This is a genomic window from Desulfovibrio fairfieldensis (assembly GCF_001553605.1).
In the GTDB taxonomy this organism is placed as follows: Bacteria; Desulfobacterota; Desulfovibrionia; order Desulfovibrionales; family Desulfovibrionaceae; genus Desulfovibrio; species Desulfovibrio fairfieldensis.
Genome location: NZ_CP014229.1, coordinates 1,289,212 through 1,314,027, shown reverse-complemented (window position 1 = coordinate 1,314,027; position 24,816 = coordinate 1,289,212). Strand labels below are relative to the sequence as shown.

Annotated in this window: 21 protein-coding genes and 1 tRNA gene; 11 read left to right on the top strand and 11 right to left on the bottom strand. The window is 61.2% G+C overall.

All coding sequences use genetic code 11. The features are described from left to right. Positions 1 to 22 precede the first annotated feature (22 nt). From AXF13_RS05540 to hpsG, 6 genes are all read right to left on the bottom strand, one after another. Entirely contained in the window at positions 23 to 343 is a 321-nt protein-coding gene (locus AXF13_RS05540) for an ATP-dependent Clp protease adaptor ClpS (RefSeq protein ID WP_008684334.1), read from the bottom strand. A 22-nt stretch (positions 344 to 365) separates the two neighbouring features. After that, positions 366 to 1,013, bottom strand: a complete 648-nt coding sequence (locus AXF13_RS05535; RefSeq protein WP_062251968.1) for a class IV adenylate cyclase — start codon at positions 1,011 to 1,013, stop codon at positions 366 to 368. A gap of 23 nt (positions 1,014 to 1,036) precedes the next feature. Beyond that, positions 1,037 to 2,404 (bottom strand): DNA repair protein RadA, encoded by a 1,368-nt coding sequence (gene radA / locus AXF13_RS05530; protein ID WP_062251967.1) that lies wholly within the window; start codon positions 2,402 to 2,404, stop codon positions 1,037 to 1,039. A 77-nt stretch (positions 2,405 to 2,481) separates the two neighbouring features. Then, complete coding sequence (locus tag AXF13_RS05525) at positions 2,482 to 3,876, bottom strand: sigma-54 interaction domain-containing protein (protein WP_062251966.1); 1,395 nt, start codon at positions 3,874 to 3,876, stop codon at positions 2,482 to 2,484. Between the two features lie 26 nt (positions 3,877 to 3,902). Next, positions 3,903 to 4,871: a (2S)-3-sulfopropanediol dehydratase activating enzyme gene (hpsH, locus tag AXF13_RS05520; protein WP_062251965.1), complete on the bottom strand. Its 969-nt coding sequence runs from the start codon at positions 4,869 to 4,871 to the stop codon at positions 3,903 to 3,905. Between the two features lie 89 nt (positions 4,872 to 4,960). Continuing rightward, on the bottom strand, positions 4,961 to 7,456 hold the full coding sequence (gene hpsG / locus AXF13_RS05515) for a (2S)-3-sulfopropanediol dehydratase (RefSeq protein WP_083521970.1): 2,496 nt from the start codon (positions 7,454 to 7,456) through the stop codon (positions 4,961 to 4,963). Between the two features lie 682 nt (positions 7,457 to 8,138). Here hpsG and AXF13_RS05510 point away from each other — a divergent pair. After that, positions 8,139 to 8,972, top strand: coding sequence for an amidohydrolase family protein (locus AXF13_RS05510; RefSeq protein WP_062251964.1), 834 nt, complete (start codon positions 8,139 to 8,141; stop codon positions 8,970 to 8,972). Between the two features lie 13 nt (positions 8,973 to 8,985). After that, entirely contained in the window at positions 8,986 to 10,338 is a 1,353-nt protein-coding gene (locus tag AXF13_RS05505; RefSeq protein ID WP_062251963.1) for an MFS transporter, read from the top strand. A 221-nt stretch (positions 10,339 to 10,559) separates the two neighbouring features. Here AXF13_RS05505 and AXF13_RS05500 read toward each other — a convergent pair whose 3' ends face one another. The 5 genes from AXF13_RS05500 to AXF13_RS05480 form a co-directional block, all read right to left on the bottom strand. Continuing rightward, a complete protein-coding gene (locus AXF13_RS05500) occupies positions 10,560 to 11,261 on the bottom strand; it encodes a zinc-ribbon and DUF3426 domain-containing protein (protein WP_062251962.1) in 702 nt (233 codons plus the stop codon). Positions 11,262 to 11,306: 45 nt separating this feature from the next. Beyond that, positions 11,307 to 11,849, bottom strand: coding sequence for a hypoxanthine phosphoribosyltransferase (hpt, locus tag AXF13_RS05495; RefSeq protein WP_008684345.1), 543 nt, complete (start codon positions 11,847 to 11,849; stop codon positions 11,307 to 11,309). Between the two features lie 8 nt (positions 11,850 to 11,857). Next, positions 11,858 to 12,376, bottom strand: coding sequence for an N-acetyltransferase (locus tag AXF13_RS05490; protein ID WP_062251961.1), 519 nt, complete (start codon positions 12,374 to 12,376; stop codon positions 11,858 to 11,860). Then, positions 12,376 to 12,837, bottom strand: coding sequence for a TlpA family protein disulfide reductase (locus AXF13_RS05485; RefSeq protein WP_062251960.1), 462 nt, complete (start codon positions 12,835 to 12,837; stop codon positions 12,376 to 12,378). Before AXF13_RS05485 ends, AXF13_RS05490 begins: the two co-directional genes overlap by 1 nt. Before the next feature lie 81 nt (positions 12,838 to 12,918). Continuing rightward, on the bottom strand, positions 12,919 to 15,315 hold the full coding sequence (locus AXF13_RS05480; protein ID WP_417926386.1) for a homocysteine S-methyltransferase family protein: 2,397 nt from the start codon (positions 15,313 to 15,315) through the stop codon (positions 12,919 to 12,921). 417 nt (positions 15,316 to 15,732) lie between these two features. Here AXF13_RS05480 and AXF13_RS05475 point away from each other — a divergent pair, with 417 nt between their 5' ends. From AXF13_RS05475 to AXF13_RS05435, 9 genes are all read left to right on the top strand, one after another. Next, the gene (locus AXF13_RS05475; RefSeq protein WP_009301702.1) at positions 15,733 to 16,881 is read left to right on the top strand and encodes a sigma-70 family RNA polymerase sigma factor; all 1,149 of its coding nucleotides are present in this window, start codon (positions 15,733 to 15,735) and stop codon (positions 16,879 to 16,881) included. A gap of 152 nt (positions 16,882 to 17,033) precedes the next feature. Next, entirely contained in the window at positions 17,034 to 18,812 is a 1,779-nt protein-coding gene (locus AXF13_RS05470) for a tetratricopeptide repeat protein (protein ID WP_062251958.1), read from the top strand. After that, complete coding sequence (locus AXF13_RS05465; protein ID WP_008684359.1) at positions 18,809 to 19,597, top strand: hypothetical protein; 789 nt, start codon at positions 18,809 to 18,811, stop codon at positions 19,595 to 19,597. The genes AXF13_RS05470 and AXF13_RS05465 overlap by 4 nt, the downstream gene beginning before the upstream one ends. 26 nt (positions 19,598 to 19,623) lie before the next feature. Then, on the top strand, positions 19,624 to 20,058 hold the full coding sequence (gene rpiB / locus AXF13_RS05460) for a ribose 5-phosphate isomerase B (RefSeq protein WP_062251957.1): 435 nt from the start codon (positions 19,624 to 19,626) through the stop codon (positions 20,056 to 20,058). Between the two features lie 152 nt (positions 20,059 to 20,210). After that, positions 20,211 to 21,662 carry a cysteine--tRNA ligase gene (gene cysS / locus AXF13_RS05455; protein ID WP_062251956.1) on the top strand — a complete coding sequence of 484 codons (1,452 nt, stop codon included), beginning with the start codon at positions 20,211 to 20,213 and terminating at the stop codon, positions 21,660 to 21,662. A 50-nt stretch (positions 21,663 to 21,712) separates the two neighbouring features. Next, positions 21,713 to 23,125, top strand: coding sequence for a M48 family metallopeptidase (locus AXF13_RS05450; protein ID WP_062251955.1), 1,413 nt, complete (start codon positions 21,713 to 21,715; stop codon positions 23,123 to 23,125). Continuing rightward, positions 23,125 to 23,658: an ATP-dependent protease subunit HslV gene (gene hslV / locus AXF13_RS05445; protein WP_008684366.1), complete on the top strand. Its 534-nt coding sequence runs from the start codon at positions 23,125 to 23,127 to the stop codon at positions 23,656 to 23,658. The genes AXF13_RS05450 and hslV overlap by 1 nt, the downstream gene beginning before the upstream one ends. Continuing rightward, positions 23,655 to 24,557, top strand: coding sequence for a 4-(cytidine 5'-diphospho)-2-C-methyl-D-erythritol kinase (ispE, locus tag AXF13_RS05440; protein ID WP_062251954.1), 903 nt, complete (start codon positions 23,655 to 23,657; stop codon positions 24,555 to 24,557). Before hslV ends, ispE begins: the two co-directional genes overlap by 4 nt. Further along, a tRNA-Gln gene (locus tag AXF13_RS05435) sits at positions 24,548 to 24,622 on the top strand. The genes ispE and AXF13_RS05435 overlap by 10 nt, the downstream gene beginning before the upstream one ends. Positions 24,623 to 24,816 lie beyond the last annotated feature (194 nt).

Genomic DNA, 24,816 nt, shown 5'->3' with positions numbered 1-24,816 from the left:
GCCGCGCTGGCGGCAAGGACGATCAATGAATTTTTTCCATGGTGCATCTGAGGGGGAAGCCCGCTCCGTGCGCCTCGCGGTGGACGCGGCTGACCTTGGCTTCAGCCACTTCGCGGGTATAAATGCCGCACTGCCCCACTCCCTGCTGGTGCACGGCCAGCATAATGGCCGTGGCTTCTTCCAGGGGCTTGTGGAACACGCCGCAGAGGATATTGATCACAAAGTCCATGCTGGTATAATCGTCATTATGCAGCAGGACGCGGTAGCGGTCCGGCTCCTTGAGCTTTTTTACGACAATGGTCCGGCTTTCACCGTCGGCTTCGCCCTGATTGTATAGCGGCATGGAGTAATCCCCCGAAAACGGTTCAGGCTTTGGATGCGTTGGGCCGGTCGCCGCCGTGCGGTTCGTTGCCCGCAAGGCCCAGCTTCCGCCGCCAGTCGCTCCGTCGCTCCGCGTCGAACACAAAAGAAAAATCCGGCGGCAGGTTGTGCAGGCGACGCCAATCCTGATGCAGCTGATGATAACTTTTGGTGCTTATTTCGGCCTTGTCAAGGCCCAGACGCGTCGCGGCCCGCTCAATATGCGCGGCCTCGCCCTCCAACTCCACCACTTCAGCGAAGGGCAGCACGTCCAATTCCACTTCCACATCCTCCAGACGCCACGGCTCGCGGATTTTCTCATAACGCGCGCCCACGGCGTAGCCCAGGCCTTCCAGCACGGCGCGCATGGCCGCGCCGTCGGCCACTTCCAGTTCGCGTTCCTCGCGCACCTTGAAGTGGCCGCTCTGCGACGCGGGCAGCTTGAGGGTCAGCACATGGCGCACGGCGTCCGGCCATTCCTGCGAGCGCAGGCGCAACAGGCGGCGGCTTTCAAACAGTTGGATGTCGGGTGTGTCAAAAACCCAGTTACTTTCAAAATGCGCACCCGAAGTGCGCGCGCCCAGATCGTACAACGTCCGGCGCAAGGCGGCGAAATCCACGTGCAGATATTTGCGTTCCACTTCCAAAGGCATGCTTCTCTTCCTCCGCTGGCCGCTCATTGACGATGGAACAGGCGCTGCTGCAAGGCCGCGATGGTGGCGATGCCGCCGCCCTGGCCGCCGTCCGGATAGACGATAGGCTCGAAACCCAGCCGCCGGGCCTGGGAAAGGCGCAATTCCTGCGCGGCCACGGGCCGCACCTGGCCGTTGAGGTCCACTTCGCCCCAGAGCACGCATTTTTCCGGCAGGGGCACATCATAATAGGAGGACAGCACGGCGGCCACCAGAGCAAGGTCCAGGCCGGGTTCCTGCAGGCGCATGCCGCCGCCCACCTTGGCGTAAATATCCACTTGGCCGAAATTAAGTTTGAGCCGTTTCTCCAGCACGGCCAGGAGCAGATGCAGGCGGTTGGCGTCAAAGCCCAGCGCGGCGCGGCGTGGAATGCTCAGAAAAGTGCGCGCCACCAGAGCCTGGACTTCCACGGCCAGGGGGCGCTGTCCGTCCACGGCCATGACCACGGCCGTGCCGGACAGGGAGGCGTCGCGCGCGCCCAGAAAAAAAGTGGAGGGGTCGTCCACCACCTGCATGCCGCGCTCGCCCATGCGAAAGACCAGCAATTCCTCATTGGGGCCGAAACGGTTCTTGAACACGCGCAACAGACGGAACATCTGGCGGCGGTCCCCCTCCAGGGAGATGACCGTGTCCACCATGTGTTCCAGCAGGCGGGGCCCGGCCAGGACGCCGTCCTTGGTCACATGGCCCACCAGGATCAGGGTGCAGCCCACGCGGCGGCAGGCCTCCAGCAAGGCCGTGGCCACGGCGCGCACCTGGCTGACATTGCCCGGCAGGCCTTCGGCCTCCAGACTGGTCACGGTCTGTACCGAGTCCACGATCACCAGGGCCGGGGGTCTGGAACCGCCGACGCCGTTGAGGGCGTCCAGCACGTCCTCAACCTTGGAGGTGGCCAGAGCCAGAAGATTGGGGTCCAGCATCCGGAGCCGCTCGCCCCTGGCCTTGATCTGCGGTAGAGATTCCTCGCCGCTGGCGTAGAGCACCGCTTTGCCCTGGGCCGCCACCAGTCCGGCCACCTGCAAGAGCAGGGTGGATTTGCCGATGCCCGGCTCGCCGCCTACCAGAATGGCCGCGCCCGGCACCAAGCCCTTGCCCAGCACGCGGTCCAGGGCCTTGAGCCCGCTGCCGTAGGGCGTATGCCCGGCATCGGCCACGTCGCGCAGGGGGACAGGCCGGTCGGCCCGAACGCCCGCGGCGGCGCCCAGACCGGCGGGCCGACGGCCCGCCGCCGGGCGGGCCTGGGCCGAGGCCTCAAGGGTGTTCCACTCGTGACAGTTGGGGCACTGACCGCGCCATTGCAGGGTCTGGGCCCCGCACACCGAACAGATATAGACTTCACGCGTTTTCGCCATGCCCGAAACCTACGGAAAAAGAAGGCAAGGCGCAAGGCGGCGATGCAAGGAAGGGCCGGACGGCAAACAGGAACGGCTCAGGCCTGCCGCCCGCTCTGGAGTTTGCGGAAGATGGTGCTGCGGTTGACCTGGAAGAGCTCCGCCACTTTCTGTACCGAGCCGTGCGCCTCAATGGCCTTGAGCAGAAAATCCCGCTCCATTTCAGCCATGATTTCCTTCAGCGGCCGCCGGGCGGCCAGGATTTCCTCGGAATAACAGGAGACGTCGCGGCTCACGCCTGAAATCTGCGCGGGCAGGTCCCTGGGCGAGATCAGCGGGCCGTTGAGCGTGATTACCAGGCTGTGAACCAGGTTCTGAAGCTCGCGCACATTGCCGGGCCAGGCATAGGATCTCATCATGTCCAGGGTCACGCCCATAAAGGCCAGGGCCTTGTGGTATTTGACCGTGTATTGGTGCAGAAAATGCTCGGCCAGGGGACGCACGTCTTCCGGCCGCTCGCGCAGAGGCGGAATGCGTACCGTCGCGACATTGAGCCGATAATAGAGATCGCGGCGAAAAGTACCGGCCTCCACGCTTTCGGCCAGGTTGCGGTTGGTGGCCGCGATGACCCGTACGTCCACCCTGCGCGGGCTGGACGAGCCCACCCGCATGATCTCCCCGTCCTGAAGAACGCGCAGCAGGCGGGTCTGCATGGACAGGGGCAGTTCGCCCACCTCGTCCAGAAAAATGGTGCTGCCGTCGGCGATTTCAAAATAGCCCGCCTTGCCCTTGCTGGAAGCTCCGGTAAACGCGCCGGGCAGATAGCCGAAGAGCTCGGATTCGGTCAGGGTTTCGGAAATGCCGCCACAGTCCACCTTGAGCATGATTTTGTCCTTGCGTCCGCTCAACCTGTGGGTCAGGCGGGCGAAGACGTCCTTGCCCGCGCCGGTCTCGCCCAGAATCAGCACTGTGGCGTCCGTGGCCGCGAAACGCCGCAGCAGGGAAAGAATCTCGGCCATGGCCGGGCTGGCAAAGACAGGTTCCTGCGGCCTGCTTTCGTGGGCCATGTGGGCCAGCTGATCGTTGATCTGATCAATGAGGCGGCATTGCCCTGCAACCTGTTCCTGCAGATTCGCCAGCAGGGTGATGTCGCGTGCAAAGGTGACCACCAGACGGATGCCCCCGGCCTCGTCAAAAACCGGAAAGCCGGAGAGCACCAGCTTTTTGCCGTTCTTAAGCTGCTGCACGTGGGTGGCGGGCTTGCCCGTGCGCACGATCTCCGGATTGAGGATATGATCAAAGATCCCCTCCTCCACCAGAGCGCGCACATTCCTGCCCTGTACGCTTTCCTGCTTCAGGCCGGTCAGCTGTTCGTACATGCGGTTAATGTGCAGGGCAGTGCCCGAGGCGTCGGAAATGAACACCCCGTCGGGCAGGGCGTCAAGAATGCGTTCGACATATCTGGAAAGGACTTCCGGGGAACGTCCGGCCATGGGCATCATCCGGGTTGAAAGAGGCGTCAGCGTGGAATCTGCACTCTCGCGCCCAGAATGTCCAGCGCCGCGCGCTGTAGCCGGGGCATGACATTCTTGCCCAGCGTCACGTCGCCCATGGGCGGACGGCGGCCCAGGAAATGATATTTCTGGGTGCCCAAGCGGTGGTACGGCAGCATTTCGTAGGTGACCCGCGCATAGGGTTTCAGAAAGGCGGCAATGGCGGCAACGGCCTCTTCGCTGTCGTTGAAACCGGGAATAATCGGGGTGCGCGCCAGAATGGGCAGATTCGGGAATTCCTCGGCCAGGATGCGGAAGTTCTCCAGAATGCGCGCATTGGGCAGGCCGGTCTGAGCCTCGTGCACGGCACTGTCCATCTGCTTGATGTCGAACAGGGCAAAGTTCAGGTAGGGGGCCGCAGCCCGGACCGTGGCCGCGGGCACCATGCCGCAGGTTTCCACGGCTGTCTTGAGCCGCCGGACACGCGCCTGACGCAACAGGGCCAGGGCAAAATCCGCCTGCAACAGCGGTTCGCCGCCGGACAGGGTCATGCCGCCGCCGGAGCGGGAGTAAAAGGCCGTGTCCTGCTCCACCGAAGACAGCACATCATCCACGTTGCGCTTTTTGCCGTAGACCAGCAGGCCCTGGGCCGGACAGGCTTCCGCGCAGGGCATGGCCCCGGACGTGGCGCAATCCGCGCAGAGCGAGCGGTCGATACGGGGCTTGCCGTCCCCGCCCCGGCTGACGGCACCGCGTTCGCAGGCCGTGAGGCAGTGGCCGCACTTGTCCAGCTCCAGACAGCGCCCGGCATTGTAGGCCAGCTCGGGGCGCGTATGCTGTGACTCGGGATTGCTGCACCAGCGACAGGACAACGCGCAGCCCTTAAGAAATACAATGGTTCTGATGCCCGGCCCGTCATGCACCGAATATTTCTGGATATTGAAAACAAAGCCTTGCTGTTCGAGATCCCGTTGTTCGTCGTCTTCCAGACACATACCGCCTGTCCTTGGGGCTATGGGGGAGAAGAAAGGGCGCGGGGAGAGCCGGAAAGAGGTCCGCCCCTCCCCGCGCGCAACCACGGCGTTTACATGGCGTCGTGTTCCGTCCGGGCGATGAGGTCATTCTGCAGATCCGGGGAAAGATCCACAAAATACGCGCTGTAACCGGCGATACGCACAATAAGGTTACGGTACTTCTGCGGGTCCTTCTGGGCGGCCAGAAGCGTCTCGCGGTTGAGCACGTTGAACTGCACATGCCAGAGCTTGAGGTCGCAGAAGGTGCGGATGAAAGAAACCAGTTTTTCCGTGCCCTGCTCGCCTTCCAAGCACTTGGGCGTGAACTTGATGTTCAGCATGCGGGCCGCGCGGTCGCGCATGCCCATATTCTTGGTGTTGTAGTTGGAAAGCAGCACGGCCGTGGGACCGTTGACATCAGCGCCGTGCGAGGCCGAGGTTCCGTCGGAAAGAGGAAAACCGTCGGTGCGGCCGTTGGGCGTGGCGGAAACCACCTTGCCGAAGGGCACGTGGGAGGTGAAGGGCACATAACGCACGTCGTTGTGCATGCCCAGATCCCGCATGCCGTATTTTCCCGCGTATTCCACGGAGATCCTGTCGATGTCGCGGCCGATGGCGTCGGCGTATTCGTCATTGTTGCCGTAGCAGGGGGCGGAGCGCAGCAGGGCGCGCACGTCGTCATAGCCCTCAAAATTGGCGTCGAGTGCTTCGAGGAGCTTGTCCATGCTCAGTTTCTTTTCCTCAAAGACCAGCTTTTTGACTGCCGCCAGGGAATCCACAACGGTGCCCAGGCCCATGTATTCAAAGTATCCCAGATTGATGCCCTCGGGGATCTGCTCCTGATGCAGGTCCATGCAGTGCTTCATGCACAAATCATGCATGGCCGAGCCCATGGGCTGGGCAAAATGCCGGGCGCGCAGCTTGTTGATGATATACTGCTGGGTAAAGGCCGTCTTCAGAAAGAGCATGTGCTGTTGCACATAGGCGTTCCAGAATTCCTCCCAGGTCTTGAATGAACGCGGGTCGCCGGTTTCCACGCCCAGCACCCGGTCGCCGTATTTCTTCATCCGGCCGTTGCGCAGCGCCATCTCCACAGCCGCGGCGAAATTGATGTACGCGCCGCCGGAGGTATAGGTATCGCGGTTGGGCATGCGGGCCTCGGTGCAGCCGGACACGGCGTAGTCCAAGGCCTCCTCGAAGGTCGCGCCCTTGGAGACATACAGGGGCACCACTTCCTCGTCGTTGATCAGCTTGGGGAAGCCGGAGCCGTCCTTGATGGTTTCGGCCACATCCCAGAGGTAGCGCTCCGGCGCGCGGGAATGGATGCGCGCGGCCAGATCCGGATAGTGCAGCGGAAATTCTCGCTTGGACTTGAGGATCAGATAGGTCAGCTCGTTGCTGGCGTCGCGGCCGTCCGGGGTCTGGCCGCCCACAGTCACGGCTTCCCAGTGGGCATACCCTTCATTGAAGGCTCCGCCGGTGGGGGAAATGTACATGTCGATAAACTCGGCCATGCCCACCCACATGCATTCCAGCAGCTCCATGGCCTGCTTGTCGGTGATTGTACCGGCCGCGCGATCCTGCTTGTAATACGGGTAGAGATACTGGTCCATGCGGCCGTTGGAAATGGTGGTGCCGGTTTTCTGCTCAATGCGGGAGAACATCTGGGTGAACCACTGGCTCTGGCAGGCCTCCCAGAAGTCGCGGGCCGGCTCGCCGGGCACGCGCTCGGCATTGTCGGCCATGCGCAGCAGCTCGGCCTTGCGCGTGGGATTCCGCTCCTTTTCGGCCAGTTCGCGGGCCAGTACGGCATGACGTTTGGCCCAGAGCACTATGGCGTCGCAAACGATGACCACGGCCTCCAGGAAGGGGCGCTTTTCGCGGTCGTCCTTGGCGCTCATGGGATCCAGGGCGGCCAGCTTCTCTTGGGCTTCCTTCTTGATGCCGTTGAAGCCGCGCTTCAGGATTTTGGCATAGTCGTGCACCCACTGGATGGAAGAACGGAAGGACGAGGTCTCATTGACGATAAAACGGGAAATCAGGCCTTCGGGATCGTCGTAGGTCAGCTTGTGCACTTCGGGCGGCAGGGCGGCATTAAGGTCCTCATGATAGGTCTTGCCCTTCCAGTACGGCGCAATTTCCTCAATGACGCGCTTGGCGTCCTCGGGCGTGATAGTGGCCGGGGAAGTCCGGCGGGTGGGCAGCTCGCGCACGGCGATGTCCAGAAAGTCGCCGTCCAGTTCGGGATAGAGAATGCCGTAGCGGCCGTCGCAACCGGCACGGCCCAGCAGAAGCTGATCTTCCTGCACACAGACCGAAATATTTTCGGCGATGTGCATGAGCGCCTTGGCCCAACGCAGCACCAGGGGCTGGCCTTCGGTTTCCTTCATGGATTGGGTGAAGTACAGGGCGCGTTCAATATCGATACGCGGCTTCTGCCCGTCGAAGCGTTCCAGCAGTTTGAAAACGCGGGCGTGCGTTTTGCGGAATTTGTCCTCTTTGCCCTCGATCCGATCATAGAGACGCTGTTCCTGGGGGGACCGGCATTCGCAGGTGGTCATGCTCATCATCCAACTCCTGATAATATGTGTGGGGCGTGGGGCGCGTATCCGGCTGCCGCCGCGCTGAGAACGCCATGTAATGCGGCAATCCTCGTATACTTCCCTATTTGCATGGGGCATGCCACATCTTTAACCCACTGATATGCATTGAAAATAAAAAAGAACGAACCATAAAGTCCCCAGTCGCTCGTCCTTTCTTTCGCAAACGGCGCAGATTTGCACCACTCAGGAGCAAATCCCAGCAAAAGTCCTGAAATTTGCGACGCAAATTTGCGACCCTGCCGCCAGAAAGTGTCCGGAACGCGCCTTCCAAGACCCATGCTCGCTGTATGAATCCCTTTTCACAATCTGGAGGACAGTCCTGAACCTGCGACTCCGGTTCATGTCGCAAATCTGCGACATAAATCATATGCGGCCCGGCTTTCTCAATCTCTTCTAAATATAACATACTGAAAAATAACAATAATAATTATGAGCGCAAGGATACACTTTTATCCTGAATTGGCATGCATCGTGCAAAACAAAAAAATCACAAAACAAGGCCTGCGTTGGCCATGGAAGGAGAACTTTCCCATTTCCGCGCCTGCGTTCCGCGCACGCCCGTTTCCCGGTGAGAAACAAGCAAACGACGACCGCCAGGGCCGCACGCACGCCCCTCAACCTCAGACGGCTCAGGAGAATGCCAATCATGAAAGTCATTGATTTCCGTTTCCGGCCCAATACGCCTGAAATTATCAACGGCATCAAAAACAGCGCCATGTTCAAGGCGGCCTGCAAAGCCATAGGCTTTGACGCCCGCACGGCCCAGCCCCTGCCCGACATTGTGGCGGACCTCGACCGCCTCGGCGTGGAGCTGGGCGTGATTACGGGCCGTGACTGTGAAACCACCTACGGATTTCCGGCCAACAACAAGAGCGTGCTGGAGTTTTGCCGGGCATATCCGCAAAAATTCGCGGGCTTCTGGGGCATTGATCCGCATAAAAAAATGGCTGCCGTGCGCGAAATTGAACATGCGGTCAACGAATACGGTATGCGGGGTATGGCCGTTGACCCATATCTGGCCCACATCCCGGCTTCCGAGGCGCGCTTTTATCCCCTGTACGCCAAATGCTGCGAACTGGACGTGCCGGTCTTCATCACCATGGCCCCGCCGCCGCAGGTGCCGGGCGCCGTTCTGGAATATGCCGACCCGCGGGATGTGGACAAGGTGGCCAGCGATTTCCCCGAACTGACCCTGATCATGAGCCACGGCGGCTATCCCTTCGTCAATGAGGCCATTTACACCTGCCTGCGCAACGCCAACGTCTATATGGACATTTCGGAATACGAGCGTTCCCCCCAGGCTGGTCTCTACGTGCGGGCCATGAACGATCTCATCGGCGAAAAGGTTCTGTTCGCCAGCGCTCATCCCTTCGTGGAACTGGCCGACGCCCTGGACGCCTATGCGGCCTTTGAACTGAAAACGGATGTCCGCGAGAACATCATGTACGCAAACGCCAAGCGTGTGTTGCGCCTAGCCTGAGAGGAGAAAGCACATGAGCCACGATAAAAAAAATCTGCGGCGCGTCGTCCTTTCCTCGCTGGTGGGCGCGGTCATCGAATGGTATGATTTCTTTTTATACGGCGTGGTGGCCGGGCTGGTCTTCAACAAACTTTTCTTCCCCGAATTTTCCGAGGGCATGGGCACCATTCTGGCTTTTGCCACCTTTGCCGTAGGCTTTGTGGCCCGTCCTCTGGGCGGCATTATTTTCGGGCATTTCGGCGACAAGATCGGCCGTAAAAAAATGCTCATCCTGACCCTGGAGATCATGGGCGTGGCGACAGTGCTCATCGGCCTGATCCCCTCCTACGAAACCATTGGCATCTGGGCGCCCATTCTGCTGGTTGTCTGCCGTCTGGCACAGGGCATCGGCCTAGGCGGCGAATGGGGCGGCGCGGTGCTCATGGCTTTTGAGTCGGCCCCGGCCCACAAACGCGCCTTTTACGGCAGCCTGCCCCAGATCGGCCTTTCCCTGGGCCTGATGCTGGCTTCCGGCGTGGTAGGTCTGCTCTCCCTGTTGCTGTCCGACGCGGCCTTCATCAGCTGGGGCTGGCGACTGGCCTTCATCTTGAGCGCCGTCCTGGTTTTCGTGGGAGCGTACATCCGTACCTCGGTACAGGAAACCAAAGATTTCTCCGAGGCCAAGAAAGATGTGGAACAGATCCGCTATCCCATGCTGGAAGCCTTCAGGCGTTACCCCAAGACACTCGGTGCCTGCGTGGGCGCGCGCTTTGTGGAAGGCATCGCCTTCAATGTCTTCGGCGTCTTCTCACTCACCTATCTCACCCAGAGCTGCGGTGTGGACCGCACTGTGGCCCTGATGGCCGTGGTGGCGGCCTCGGCCGTCATGGGTTGCTTCATTCCCTTCTGGGGCCTGCTGGCCGACCGCGTGGGCAAGGGCCGCATTTTCGGCTTCGCCGCCCTGCTGCTGGGTCTGACGGCCTATCCCGTATTCTGGGTCTTCCACAATTATTCCGCCAATCTTGTGCTGACCTTCCTGGCCCTGATCGTCCCCTTCGGCATCATTTACGCCGCGGCCTACGCCAGTATGGCCAGCCTTTTCTCCGAGGCTTTCGACGCCACGGTGCGTTATTCCAGCATTTCCTTTGTCTACCAGTTCTCCGGCATTTTCGCCTCGGGCCTCACGCCCATGATCGCCACCATTCTGGTGCAGGCCAATGACTCCCAACCCTGGTATCTCTGTGGCTATCTCGCCGTGGCCGGTGTCATCAGCGCGGTCTCCACGGTCTGCATCGGCAGGTTGCGGGCCAGCGGCACGGAACCCCGCCCTGGCGTGGAGAGTGGAACAAAGTCCACGGCGGCGACGTTGCCGCAACAGGCCGTCTGATGAAAGGCTACACGTTTCAAAGGGGTCATTCCGGCAAAAAACGCGGTTTTTTCGGAATCCACGCCGCTTCGCGGCGCACCTCACCGTGTTCGGCGTTAGGGCATTCCAAAATTGAAATGCTCCAAAGGCCGGTGCAGAATACCCCATGAACGCAGATATCCCCGTTTCCATCCAGCACGGAAAGGAAACGGGGATATCTAAAAAACTGAAAGGGACGACGGTTATTTTTCCGCTTCAGGCACATCCTTCACGTCCACGATCTTCACGCCGAACTCGGCCACATCCTCGGGCGGCGTATAGAACAGCACCATAAAGGGCACTTCGCCGCCGTGCCGCACATTGGTGTTGTTGGCAAGAATCTCCACCTTGTTGTTCAGGAAGGATTCCATCTCCTTCTCACTGAGCACCTGCAACTGAAAAAGTGAAAGCTGGGTACCCGCAAGCTGCGTCTTGGTAGCCAGGGGCTTTTTGTTTTTGTCGTAAATGGCGGCCTCCACGGTGATCAGTTCCTTGGGTTGCGGAAACTCATTGACCACCCGGCCCTCAATCACAAAAACCCTGCCCTTCACCTTTTCATTATCCACATAATACTGGCGCACATTGCGCATAGTCAGCAACTCGACCTTTTTGGCCAGTTCCTGTTCCGTGGGCGGCGTATCAGGATGCCGCGCGCCGAAATACCAGTACGCGCCGCCTCCCAGACAAAGCAGAATGAGCGCCAGGGCCACCCAGAACTTGCGGCGGCCGCCGGACGGCCGTTCCTGCATATCCGGCAGTTCGTCCTCGCCGGGCAAGACCGCTTCGGGCTCGGGCGCAAAGGGAAATACGGTCTTGCAGACCGAACAGCGCAGCTTGACGCCCGGCTTGGCCAGGTTGTCAGGCAGATTGAAACGGCTGGTACAATGCGGACACTTTACTTCCATGCCAATACTCCACAAAACGGTCCGGCCGCCGGAGCCGAAACAAGGCTATTCAGGAATGATCTCACAGACGCCGGGCAGCGTCCGATAACGTTCGGCGTAATCCAGGCCGTAGCCGACAATAAAACCCTTATTCAATACGAAACCGGCAAAATCCACCTTCACGTCGGCCTGACGGCGCTCACGCTTGTCCACCAGAGCGGCCAGACGCAGGCTGCGCGCCTGGCGGGCGGCAAACTGGTCCAGCAGAAAACGCATGCTGTGGCCGCTGTCCACCACGTCTTCCACAATCAGCACGTGCTTGCCGCGGATGTCCACTTCCACATCCTTGTTGAAGATCACATGCTTGGAACTGGCCGAGCTCTTGCCGTAACTGGACAGACGGACAAAATCCAGTTCCAGGTTCTGGTTATGCAAAGCACGTACCAAATCACTGAAAAAGATAACGCCCCCCTTGAGCACGCATATGGCCACCAAGGGTTCCTGTCCGTACAGGCCGTCGATTTCCACGCCCAGCTCACGCACGCGCACGGCAATCTGTTCCGGGGTGAACACGGATTTAAGTTCCTTGACCCGCAGCGTCTCAGCCATGCTTCCCCCTATCTTTCCCCGGCGGCCGCCGGGCACGCGGACACAGTTTCCAATGCGCCGGGCACGTCCAGAAAGACCGCCGTTTCATCACAATCCGGGTATTTGGCGCAATGTACGCAATCAGCCCAGATCTTTTGCGGCAGCACGCTTTTTTCCACCACTCTGAAACCTAAACGGGTAAAAAACGCTTCCTGATAGGTCAGAGCGAAAATCTTTTTCAGATGCAGTTCGCGGCACTCACCAATGCAGGCCGCGACCATCCGCCGCCCCAGGCCCTGACGGCGCAGATCGTCACGCACCACCAGGGAACAGATCTCTCCCAGATCCTCCCAAACCGGTGCCAGGGCGCAACAGGCCACGATTTCGCCGTCCAGGGCCTCCACCACAAAAAAATTGCGGATGTGCCCGTACAGATAAATCAGCGCGCGCGGCAACAGCAGGCCCTTTTGGGCGCAGGCCAGCAACAGGCCGTGCATGGCCTTCACATCGTCCAGATGGGCCTTGCGGGTCAGGTAGTCGTTTTCCATTATTTCTGGCTCAAAAGCTTGTCGATAACCATTTTGAGCATACTTTCGTCGGCCATGCCCGGCTCGGAAAGCACCAGCGTGCCGTCCTTGGCGTAAAATGCGTTATGCGGAATGCTGCTGATCTGATAAGCCCGGGTGATGTCCCGTCCGGCCAGATACACCGGATAATCCATGCCCATTTTTTTGACAAAGGGGAGCACGGGCGCGGGGTCCTCGTCAACGGACAGGCTGATGATCACCACGCCCTTGTCCGCGTAAGCCTTGCTGGTCTTAATCAGTTCCGGGATTTCCACCCGGCAGGGCGGGCACCATGTGGCGAAGAAGTTGAGCATCACCACCTTGCCCTTGTTCTTGGCCAGCAGATCGGTCAAACCGGCCAGATTCAGCGAGGGCAGCGTTTCAGCCCAGGCGGCGCAGGGCAGAAGAAGGCAGAGCAGCAGGGGCAGGAATATTTTTTTCATGACAAACCTTAATGTGAAAGTTGAAGAATACGAATAAATGCAACGCGACGCCGCCCTGAGCGGGACACGCGGCGGACGAAATCAGACAAAGGTTTTGGCCGCGCGCACCGCGCACACCGCGTCCGGACAATAGGCGTCGGCCCCGATGGCGTCGGCAAAGGCCTGAGTCACGGCCGCGCCGCCCACCATGACCTTGATGGGCAGATCGCGCTCCCGGATCAGGCGGATGGTGTCCTCCATGCGGACCATAGTGGTGGTCATCAGCGCGGAGAGCCCGATGATACGCGCGTTGTGCTCAAGGGCGCAAGCCACAATGGCCTCGGCGGGCACGTCCTTGCCCGCGTCCACCACGTCAAAGCCGTGGTTGCCCAGCAGCAGGGCCACGATATTCTTGCCGATGTCGTGGATATCGCCCTCCACCGTGGCCATGACGATTACCGGACGCTCCTCGGGCCCCCGGTTGGCTTCCAGCCGGGGTTTGAGATGGCTGAAAGCCGTCTGCATGGTTTCCGCGGCGCGGATGAGCTGGGGCAGAAAATATTCCCGGCGTTCGTAGCGCGCGCCCACTTCAGTGATGGCCGGGATCAACGTATCCCGCACCAGGGCAAAAGGGTCGGCTCCGGCCTCCAGTTCCGCCTCCAGCAGGGGCAGCACGTTTTCCTTGTCGCCGGTCAGCACGGCCTCGCCCAGGGTTTTGGCGGCCCCGGCCTTGTCGCCCTGGCGCAGGGTCACGCCGCCCGCCGGTTTCCATTCCGCATAGGAGGCGATGAAGGATTCGGCGTGTGGATCATGGGCCCCGAGCACGCGCATGGCGTCCACGGCTTCGCGCAGGCGCGTGGCCGAAGGATTGGCAATGCAGGACGTGAGGCCCGCGCCCGCGGCCATGCACAGAAAAGTGGCGTTGAGCAGTTCACGTGCGGGCAGGCCGAAAGAGGTATTGGAAAGCCCCAAGGTGGTGGGCAGGCCCTGAGAACGGCACCAGCGCGCCATTTCAAGACACTGGCGGCCGCCTTCGGCCTTGGAGGACACGGCCAGCGCCAGGATGTCCACCATCACCAGGCGGCGCGGAATGCCCAGACCGGCCGCCCGCTCCAGCAGATTTTCCACAATGCGGATGCGCTCGGAAGCCTGCACCGGCAGCTTCGCGCCCTGTAACGGCAGCAGGATGAAAGGCGCGCCGTAATCCCGGCAGAGCGGACCCAGCACATCCATGCGATCGGCCTCGCCGCTGATGGAATTGACCAGAAAGGAGCCGGGACAGTACGGCAAAGCCTTGGCAATGGCCTCGGCGTTGGAGGAATCCAGCGAGAGCGGCAGAGTCAGCCGCCCGATCAGGCGCTGAGCCAGCTCGGGCAGCAGGCTGGTTTCATCCACCAGGGATGCGCCCACATTGACGTCCAGTACCCCGGCCCCGGCCTCCACCTGCTGGTCGGCCAGTTGCAGAGCCGCGTCAAAGCGGCCTTCCTGCAATTCCTGGGTGAGCACTTTTTTGCCTGTGGGATTGATGCGCTCGCCGATAATCACCAGGGCTTCGCCCGCGCCGATGCGCACCAGTTGTGAACGGCTTGTCAGGCAAATGCCGTCCCGGCGCGCCGCTTCCGAAGGCCTGTAGTCCATGCCGCGCACGGCTTGGGCCAGGGCCGCCAGATGCCGGGGCGTGGTGCCGCAGCAGCCGCCCAGAATGCGTGCGCCCAGTCCGGCAAAGGCTGCTGTTTTTTGCGCGAATTCCTCGGGACCCAGGGGAAAGACCGTCACATTGCCGCGCAGCTCGGGCAGACCGGCGTTGGGCTCGGCCATGACCGGGCAGGCGCAGGTTTCAAGCAGCTCCCGGACCACCGGCAGCATCTGGTCCGGGCCCAGGCTGCAGTTGGTGCCCACCACGTCCACGCCCAGATTCTGCATGGTTTCGGCGAAAATGGCCGGGCTGGAGCCGGTCAGGCTGACGCCCTGCTCAAAGGTCATAGAGACCATGACCGGCAGATCGCATTCCCGGCGGGCCGCCACCACAGCGGCGCGGGCCTCGGCCAGGTCAAACTGGGTTTCCACAAAAATCAGGTCCGCCCCACCGGCCACCAGGCCGCGGATCTGGGCGGCAAAACCGGCGATGAGCTCGCGCGGCTCCACCGGTCCCAAGGGTTTGGCGAACTGGCCGCTGGGTCCCACGTTGCCGGCCACAAAAACAGGCCGCCCCGCGTCGTGTGCGGCTTCCCGGGCCACTTCGGCCATGCGCTTGTTGAAAGCGAAGACGTCCAGTTCCTTGGGCAGCTTGTAAGGATTGCCGCCGAAGGTGCAGGTAGTCAGCAGATCCACCCCGGCGTCCAGATAGGCCTTGTGGATGCCCCGCAATACCTGGGGGCTTTCCATGCAAAACTGTTCCGGACTCATGCCCACGGGCAGGCCGGAGGCCTGCAGCATGGTGCCCATGGCCCCGTCGAGCAGCAGAGGACGCCCGAGGCCGAGCGCCTGTCTGAATGTCATGTCAGCCATTTTATCCACTTCTTGTTGTTACGGGCGGACACGGGCACGCTGATCACCCGCACGGGGCGAGGACCGGCATTTTTTGCTCTCCGCCTTCAAAGGCTGTATAAAAAACTAAGCAACAAGCGCCCGGTGTCATAATTACGCCTGCGGCGTTTAACAGGCACGGGGGCCGCTACGCCGAAAACCACGCTTTTCGGCTCGCCCCGCCGTCATTGGCGGCGCGCATTCCCCTATTGGGGTTGCGACAAGCGTCTCTTGACGCGAGGCTTGCGTTTTTCAGCACTACCCGACCGGAAAAGCCTTCCGGGTCGCGGCTGAGTTTTTAGTACTGAAAAACATTGAAAAGGACAAACCAAAACTATAGCATAAAGCATTGCCGCCTGTTCCGAGCGGCAGTGATTGAGTATAAATAAAATGAAAAAAAATAATAAGATAGCCCCCTCCACGCGGCATAAGAGTGGAAAAAGCAATACGGCCCCTAAAAAAGTCGAGCCTGAAATCGAAGTGCTTGAGGCTCCGCGCGAAGCCGGGGAGGACGAAGAACAGAATCTGGAAACGCTGGATCTGCTGGACGGCGAAGAACTGGCAGCGGGTGAAGTGCTGGATGTGGACGACGACAAGGATGCCGAGCCGGAGCTGGCCCTGGAGGAAGGAAGCGACGGCGCCCTTCCCGCCCCGAGCGTGCCGCGTCTGCCCTCTCCGGCGGGCACACGCGACAGCCTGCACCTCTATCTGCGCGAGGTAAGCCGCTTTCCCATGCTCAAGCCCGAAGAGGAACATGAGCTGGCTCTTCGCGTGCGCGACCATAACGACCCTGACGCGGCTTTCCGGCTGGTGTCTTCCCATTTGCGGCTGGTGGTGCGCATCGCCATGGACTTCCAGCGCCGCTGGATGCAGAACGTGCTGGATCTGGTGCAGGAGGGCAACGTGGGCCTGATGCGCGCGGTGAACAAATTTGATCCCGACAAGGGCATCAAGTTCTCCTACTACGCCTCGTTCTGGATCAAGGCCTACATCCTCAAGTTTATCATGGACAACTGGCGGATGGTCAAGATCGGCACCACCCAGGTGCAGCGCAAGCTGTTCTATAATCTGAACCGCGAGCGCCAGAAGCTGATCGCCCAGGGCTACGATCCCGACGCGGCCATGTTGTCCGAACGCCTGGGCGTGACCGAGGACCAGATCAATGAGATGGACCAGCGCCTGGCCTCCACGGACCTCTCGCTCAACGTCCAGGTGGGCGAGGATTCCGGCGGGGCCAGCCGCATGGACTTTCTGCCCGCCTTGGGCCCCGGCATTGAGGACACCCTGGCCTCGGACGAGATCGCGGGCCTGGTGCGCTCGCGCCTGAAAACCATCATGCCCAAGCTCAATGAAAAGGAAGTGTATATCCTGCAGAACCGTCTGCTCACCGACGAACCCGTCACCTTGCGCGAGATAGGCGAACGGTATAACGTTACGCGCGAACGCGTCCGCCAGCTTGAGGCCCGGCTTCTGGAAAAAATCCGCCAACACCTCACCCTGGACATCAAGGACTTTTCAGACGCATGGATACAATCATAAACGCCGCTGTCCGCCCGACAATCGGACAGCGGCGCGGCGTGCAAAATGCTTCGCTTTGACGCATCACATGGAAGCATTATTGCTTGTTGGGGCCTGCTTTCAAAAATATCGCCGTGGTTGCGGCTTTTTTAACCGAACGGCATTGAATTATAATGAAACGTAAAACCATAGCGTTGCTCTGCGCCCTGGCGCTGGCCGCCACGACCTCGCTTTCGCTCCTCGGCTGCGGCGGCTGCGCCGGCAACAAGCCACAGGGTGCACAGACTTCAGGGCAATCCGCCGCCGAGGACAAGCCCGCGCCCTTGCAAAAGGAGCCCGCCAGCCTGCAGGACGTGCCCGTGCGCCCGCTGGAAGCTGAACTCTCGCCCGAAGCGCGGAACACCTATGCCTATCTGCTCTACGCCCAGGCCCTGCTGGACGAGGACGAGGCGGCCCTGTTGCAGGCCGCGTCCATGCTCAAGGAATCTCCGGTTCCGGCCAAGGTCTGGATGGAGGGCGGCGTCTGGCTGATGAGCCGCAAGTCCCCCAATGCCGTGATTTTGCTGGAACAGGCCCTGAGCGTTTGGCCCGAAGACATGTCGCTCAATCTGCTCTATGCCGAAGCGCTCATGGAGCACGGCATGCCCGAGCGCGGCGTGACGCTGATGCGCGCCTATCTGCAAAAACATCCGGATTCTCTGGACGCCCGTCTGGAACTGGCCCTGCTGCTGGTCAAAAGCAAACAGTTCACGGAAGCCGAAAAGCTGCTCAACAGCATTCCGGCCAAGCAGCGCTCCCCCCTGGTGGACTACTATCACGCCAGGGCGCTGATCGGCATGGCCCGCCAGAACGACGCCGTTCCCTATCTCCAGAAAGCCGTCAAGGAAATGCCGGACTTTGTGGAGGCCCTGGCCGAGCTGGCCTTCATTCACGAGCAGCGCGGGGAATTGCGCGAAGCGCGCACGGTCTATGAGAAACTGATCAAGCTCAATTTTTCCACCCAGGATGTGGCCCTCAGGCTGGTCAACATCTCCCTGCGCCTGAAACAGCCCGAGAAGGCGCTCCAGTACATGCGCCTCGGCCCGGACACCGTGCCCTTCAAGCTCACGGTGGCCAGCATGTTCATGGATTCGCGCCACTATCTCCAGGCCGAAAGCCTGCTCAAGCAGATCGTGGCCGACGGCGGCGCGCCCGGCGAGGTCTACCTGTTGCTGGCGGATCTGACCTATGAGCAGCGCCGGGATCTGCCCATGGCCTTGTCCTGGCTGGACAAAATGCCGCCCACAAGCAAAAGCGCCGGCCGCTCCCGTCTGTTGCGCGCCCAGTTGCTGGCCGAAGCCGGACAGAACGAAAAGGCGCTCAAGGTGGTGCGCCAGGGCCAGAAGGATTTTGCCGATGTGCCCGACTTTTGGGAGTTTGAAATCCGTCTGATGGCCCGCCAGAAGCAGATGGCGGACGCCCTTAAAGTGGCCCGCGCGGCTGTCAAGACCTGGCCGGACAATACGGATCTGGCCTTTCTGCTCGGTTCCCTGCTGGACGAAACCGGCGACAAGAAGAACGCCTTCACGGTAATGGAAGGCATTCTGACCAACCACCCGGACAATTATCAAGCCCTGAACTATGTGGGCTATACCCTGGCCGAGGAAAACCGGGATCTGGAACGGGCCGTCAAACTGCTGGTCAGGGCCGACGAACTTTCGCCCAATCAGTCCTATATTGTGGATTCCCTGGCCTGGGCCCTGTTCAAGTCCGGCCGCCAGGAAGAGGCCCTGAAAGAAATCCGCCGGGCCGTGAAGCTGGGTGATCAGGTGGATTCCTCCATTTGGGAGCATTACGGCGACATCGCTCTGCGCTCGGGCCTCAAAGACGAGGCCCGCAAAGCCTACCAGAAGGCCCTGGACCTCAAACCCGCCAATGCCGAAGCATTGCGCCAGCGTCTTTCAACACTATGAAAAAACTCGCCCTTCTCTGTTGTTTCCTTCTGGCCTGCGCCTGCGCCAAGCAGCCTTCCACCGCCGATTTGGGCCCGGAAGCACAAGCCCGCCTGGAAAACCGCTGGCAAAAGTTCACGGGCGCGAGCGACGCCGCGCCGCTCGCGCCCTACCGCCTGCAAATGAGCCTGCGTTTCGGCACCGAGGGCGACACCCGTCGGGTCACGGCCCTGTTCTGGGGCAACGGCGGACGCCAGCTGCGCCTGGACGTCATGGCCGGCGTGGGTGCGGTGGTGGCAAAAATCCTGGAGGACGGCCAGCATTTTCTGGTCTACAGCCCGGGCGAAAACAAAGCCTATTTCTACCAGGGCGCGGTCAAACCGCTGCTCAAGGTGGGCGTGCCCGTGCCCTTTGATCTGGAACATCTGGCGGACCTGCTCAACGGCCGCTATGCCGCTGTGTTCGGCGCGGAACACACCGCCGCCGCGCTGTTGCCCGACGACCTGGCGCGCTACGAGCTGAGCGGCAAGCCCGGCGGCAGCGTAAACCTCAATGCCGAGGGACTGCCCGTGGCTTGGCGCGAAGCTCCGCAGGGCGGCAAGGGCTGGAGCATGGAAATCGCTTACGACGACGCCGTGCCGCCGCTGCCCCGTCGCCTGACTCTGACCCACAGTAACGGCAAGCGCGCCATCCTGTTGGTCAAGGAAAGGGAAAAACCGGCCAAGGCCTTTACCGAAGAGCAGATGCGCCTTACCTTGCCGGAAGGCGTGCCTTTGTTGCCGCTTTCCCAGTACAAGGCGCAGTAGTCCATTTTTCTTTGCAAGGAGAGTTTATGCAACGCATCCATCTGGCCTCGGATCACGCCGGCTTCGACCTGAAAGCCACCCTGGCCCAGCATCTGACCGGACTCGGCTATGAGGTCATCGACGACGGCGCCTATTCCAAAGACAGTTGCGATTATCCCGTCTTCGCCCATAAACTCTGCGAAGCCGTGGAACGAGAAAACTGCCCCGGCATTCTGATTTGCGGCACGGGCATCGGCATGTCTCTGGCGGCCAACCGCCATCCCGGCATCCGGGCCGCGCTCTGCACCACCGAGCTGCACGCCCGCTTCGGCCGCCGCCACAACAACGCCAATGTGCTCTGCCTGGGCGCGCGTGTCACGGGCGTGGAGCTGGCTTTGGCGATCGTGGGAACCTTTCTGGAAAACCAGTTTGAAGGGGGCCGCCATCAGCGCCGCCTGGATTTGCTCAAGGTTCCCGTCTGAGGCGGGGGCTGGCCGACGGCCGTTTCCGCCGCTTTTTTCCAGGACAGTACCAAGGACCGGCTCTGGGACTCCTGCTGGAGCAATTCACTCTTTTCAAACGTGCATTACTCTAAAAGCAAGAATCATTCAGGAACAGCCCCTAAAGGATCATCATGCAGATTTACAATACTCTGGGCCGTCAAAAAGAAGAATTCATTCCTGTCCGGCCGGGCAAAGTGCATATGTACGTCTGCGGCATCACCGCCTATGACTACTGCCATATCGGCCACGCCCGTTCCGCCTTGGTGTTCGATGCACTGGTCCGCCATCTGCGCCATCTGGGCCTGGAAGTCACCTTTGTGCGCAATTTTACGGATGTGGACGACAAGATCATCAACCGCGCCAACAAGGAAGGCCGCGACTGGCAGGAAGTGGCCCAAACCTATATCGACGCCTTTCATGAAGACATGGATCGCCTGGGGGTGCTGCGCGCGGACCTGGAACCGCGCGCCACGGAATATATCCCCCAGATCCAGGAGCTTTGCGCCAAGCTGATCGCCGAGGGCACGGCCTACGCCACGCCGTCGGGCGACGTCTACTTCCGGGTGCGCTCCTACCCGCCCTACGGCAAACTTTCCGGCCGCAGCCTGGATGAACTGCTTTCGGGCGCGCGCGTGGCGCCGGGCGAAGAAAAGGAAGATCCGCTGGATTTCGCCCTCTGGAAGGCCGCCAAGCCCGGCGAGCCCTCCTGGGACAGCCCCTGGGGCAAGGGCCGTCCCGGCTGGCATATTGAATGCTCGGCCATGAGCAGCCCCTATCTGCCCCTGGATATCCACGGCGGGGGCCAGGATCTGGTCTTCCCGCACCATGAAAACGAAATCGCCCAGTCCGAAGCCGTGTGCCGTTGCGAGCTGGCCCACTACTGGGTGCACAACGGCTTTGTGCAGGTCAATGCGGAAAAAATGTCCAAATCCTTGGGCAACTTCAAAACCATCCGCGACATTCTGGGAAGCTATCTGCCCGAAACTCTCCGCTTTTTCCTGCTGGGCAAGCACTATCGCAGCCCCATCGATTTTACCGCCGAAGGCATGGACGAGGCGGAAAAAGCCCAGCACCGGGTCTATTCTTCCCTGATGGAGGCCCGCAAGGCTCTGGAGCGCGCCTCATGGAAAAAGACGCCTCTGCCCGCCGAGTTGTCGGCGGAATGGGCTGCCCTGCCCCAGGCCTTTGAAGCCGCGCTGGACGACGACCTGAACACGGCCCAGGCCTTGGGCCAAATCTTCTCCCAGGTGCGCATCGTCAATCGCCTGCTGGAAGAAAAAAATCTGCGCGCGGCTGAAAGCACGCGGGATCTGCTGGAGGATTTTCTGGCCCGCGCCCGCGACTGGGATGCTCAGCTGGGCCTGTTCGGCAGGGATCCCGCCGAATTTCTGACCGAACTGCGCGCCATGCGCGCCGCTCGTAAAAACCTGGATATGGACCGTGTGGAAGATCTGCTGCGCCAGCGGCGGGAAGCCCGCATGCAGAAGGATTTTACCCGCTCCGACGCCCTGCGCCGGGAATTGCTCGACTTGGGCGTAAGCGTGCGGGATACGCCGGAAGGACAGGCCTGGGATCTGGAATAGCCAGCATTCCCGGACGCCGACTCCCGGCCCGGCTTTGCCGAGAGGATAGTATGTCGTTTCGTTGTTTCGCCGCCCGCCGCTGGACGGCCCTGCTGGTTCTGCTGGCCTTTCTGCTGCCGCAGCTCTGCCCCGTACCGGCGCGGGCCTTCTTTTTCGGCGGCGTGTCCATCAAAGATGAAAAGGAGATGGGCCACAAGTTCGATGTCATGGTCCGCTCCAGTCTGCCGGTGGTCGAAGACCCGGAAGTAAGCCAGTACGTCAAGTATCTGCTGGACCGCCTGGTCAAGGCCCTGCCGCCCCAGCCGTATAGCTTCAAGGCCACGGTGGTCCTGCACAATTCCCTCAACGCCTTTGCCGTGCCCGGCGGATATGTTTTCGTTTTCACGGGCATGATCATGAATCTGGACCGTGAGGACGAACTGGCGGGCGTGCTGGCCCATGAGTTGGCCCATGTGACCCAGCGCCATGTGGCCGCCCGCCTGGAACGGGCGCAGTACCTGACAGTGGGTTCGCTCCTGCTGGCTATCGCGGGCGTGGCCGCCGGCGGACCGGGCGGCGGCGCCCTGGCCATAGGCGCCATGGGCGCGGGGCAGTCGGCCATGCTCAATTACAGCCGTGTGGACGAAAGCGAAGCCGATCATATCGGCCTGCAATACCTGACAGCCGCCGGGTACCCGCCCAGCGGCATGGTAGGCGGCTTCAAGGTGTTGCGCCAGAAAAGCTGGATGAGCGGTACCAGCGTGCCCACCTATCTCTCCACCCACCCGGCCATCGGCGACCGCATCAACGGATTGCAGGCCCGCATCCAGACCATGCCCGCCGACATCCGCGACCGCAAGCTGGACAACCGGCGCTTCACCCGCGTCAAAACCCTGCTGTGGGCCCGTTACGGCGACGAGCAGGCGGCCCTGCAACGCTTCTCCGGCAAGGACGGCCTCTCGTCCATGGGCCGGGGCATCGTGCTGGCCCGCCAGAACAAGATCAATGAAGCCAGTACGGCCTTCGACCAGGCCCTGGCCGCCGCCCCTTCGGACCCGCTGGTACTGCGCGAAGCCGGGGCCTTCCACTACCGCAAGGGCGACATGGGCCGCGCGGACGGCCTGTTGCGCCAGGCCATGCGCCTGGATCCGCGCGATTACATGGCATCCTTTTTCTACGCCAGAATGCTGGATGAAACCGGTCGCCAGGCCCAGGCGGACAAGTACTACACCGAGGTACTGCGCTATGTGCCGGAAGATGCCGAGGTGCACGAGTCCTATGCCCGCTCCCTGGGCAAGGCGGGAAAAAACCTGGACGCCTACATCCATATGACCTACAGCGCCCTGTACTCCAACAATAAAAAACAAACCGAACGCTACTTCAATCAGGCCAAGGCCCTGGCCAACCGCTCGCCGGACAAGCGGCAGTTCCAGCGGCTGGAAGCGGCTTACAAGGAACGCAAGGAAATCTGGGATAAAAGCTGATGGATACCCACGCGACAACCATACTGGCAGTGAAAAAAGGCGGCCACGTGGCCATGGCCGGTGACGGCCAGGTGACTCTGGGCCAGACCATGATCATGAAACATACGGCCCAGAAAGTGCGTCGTCTCTATGAGGGGCGCATTCTGGCCGGTTTCGCCGGTGCCACGGCGGATGCGTTCACCCTGTTTGAGCTGTTCGAGACCAAGCTCAAGGAAGTGCACGGCAATCTATTGCGCGCCGCCGTGGAAATGACCAAGGAGTGGCGCAAGGACAAGTACCTGCGCAAGCTGGAAGCCATGCTGCTGCTGGCCGATAACGAACACCTGTTGGTGGTTTCCGGCACGGGCGACGTCATTGAACCCGACGACGACGTGGCGGCCATCGGCAGCGGCGGCCCATATGCCCTGGCCGCAGCCAGGGCCCTTACCCGGCACAGCGATCTCGACGCGGAAAGCGTGGCCCGCGAGTCCATGCGCATCGCCTCGGAAATCTGCGTGTACACTAACGGCCATCTGACTGTGGAAACCCTATGACCCGGCTCACGGCGGGTTGCAAGGTCAATCTGGGGCTGCACGTGACCGGCGTGCGGGCTGACGGCTATCATGAGCTGGACTCCCTGTTTTACCCTTTGTCGACCCCCTGCGACCATCTGGAGATCAGCGAAACCGGCGGACAGGGCATTGCCGTCCGCTGTGACGAGCCTGGCCTGGACCCGGAGCGTAATACGCTGACCAAGGCCTACGCGGCCTTTGTCAAGGCCGCGGGCAGCGCGCCCGGCATTACGGTGGAACTGCGCAAGGGCATTCCGCTTGGGTCCGGTCTTGGCGGCGGCAGCAGCGACGCCGCTTCCCTGCTGCTCTGGCTCAACCAGCGTGCCGCTCAACCGCTGGATGACGCCTGCCTGGCCCGCGCGGCGCTTGCCGTGGGCGCGGACACGCCTTTCTTTCTGTACAATCAGCCCTGCCGGGTCCAGGGCATCGGCGAAGTGCTGGCGCCCATGGATTACGACTTTTCCGGCCTCAGCCTTGTGCTGGTCTGCCCCGGCATCCATGTGGACACCGCCTGGGCTTTTGCCCGCTATGACGTTCTTTTCCCCGGAAAAGGGCAGGCAGCAAGGCAAAACGACTTGACAAAGAGCCCGTGCAAGGCTAATGGATTTTTTCTCTCTGGAGCAGGGGACAGCGTGTGGTCCGTGTGGGACATCCGCAATGACCTGGAAGCCGTGGTTTTTCCCCAGTATCCGCAACTGGCCGCCATCAAGGCGGATCTTTTGCGCCTGGGGGCCGGTGTTGCCTGCATGAGCGGCAGCGGGTCCAGCGTGCTGGGTCTGTTCAGCCGCGCGGCGGCTGCCAGGGCCGAAGACGCCGTAACGGCGTTGCGCAAGGATAAAAGGCACGTTTATCTGCTCCCTTTGGGAAATACTGGGATGTAGCCAAGTGGTAAGGCAACGGGTTTTGGCTCCGTCATTCGAAGGTTCGAACCCTTCCATCCCAGCCACCAGAATTTCGCTTTGAAATTGTTGCGCAGCGGCGAAGCTGGTTCGCCTTGCAACAAGAGCAATGCTGTCACCATCCGTAATTGTTATTGGCGTTGCCGGTGGCGGAACGGTGCTTTTTCAAGAGCGCCGGTATGTATTAACGGGCGCTTCTAAAAGGTGAAAACACGTTCATTGCCCGTGAACGCGTAAAGCA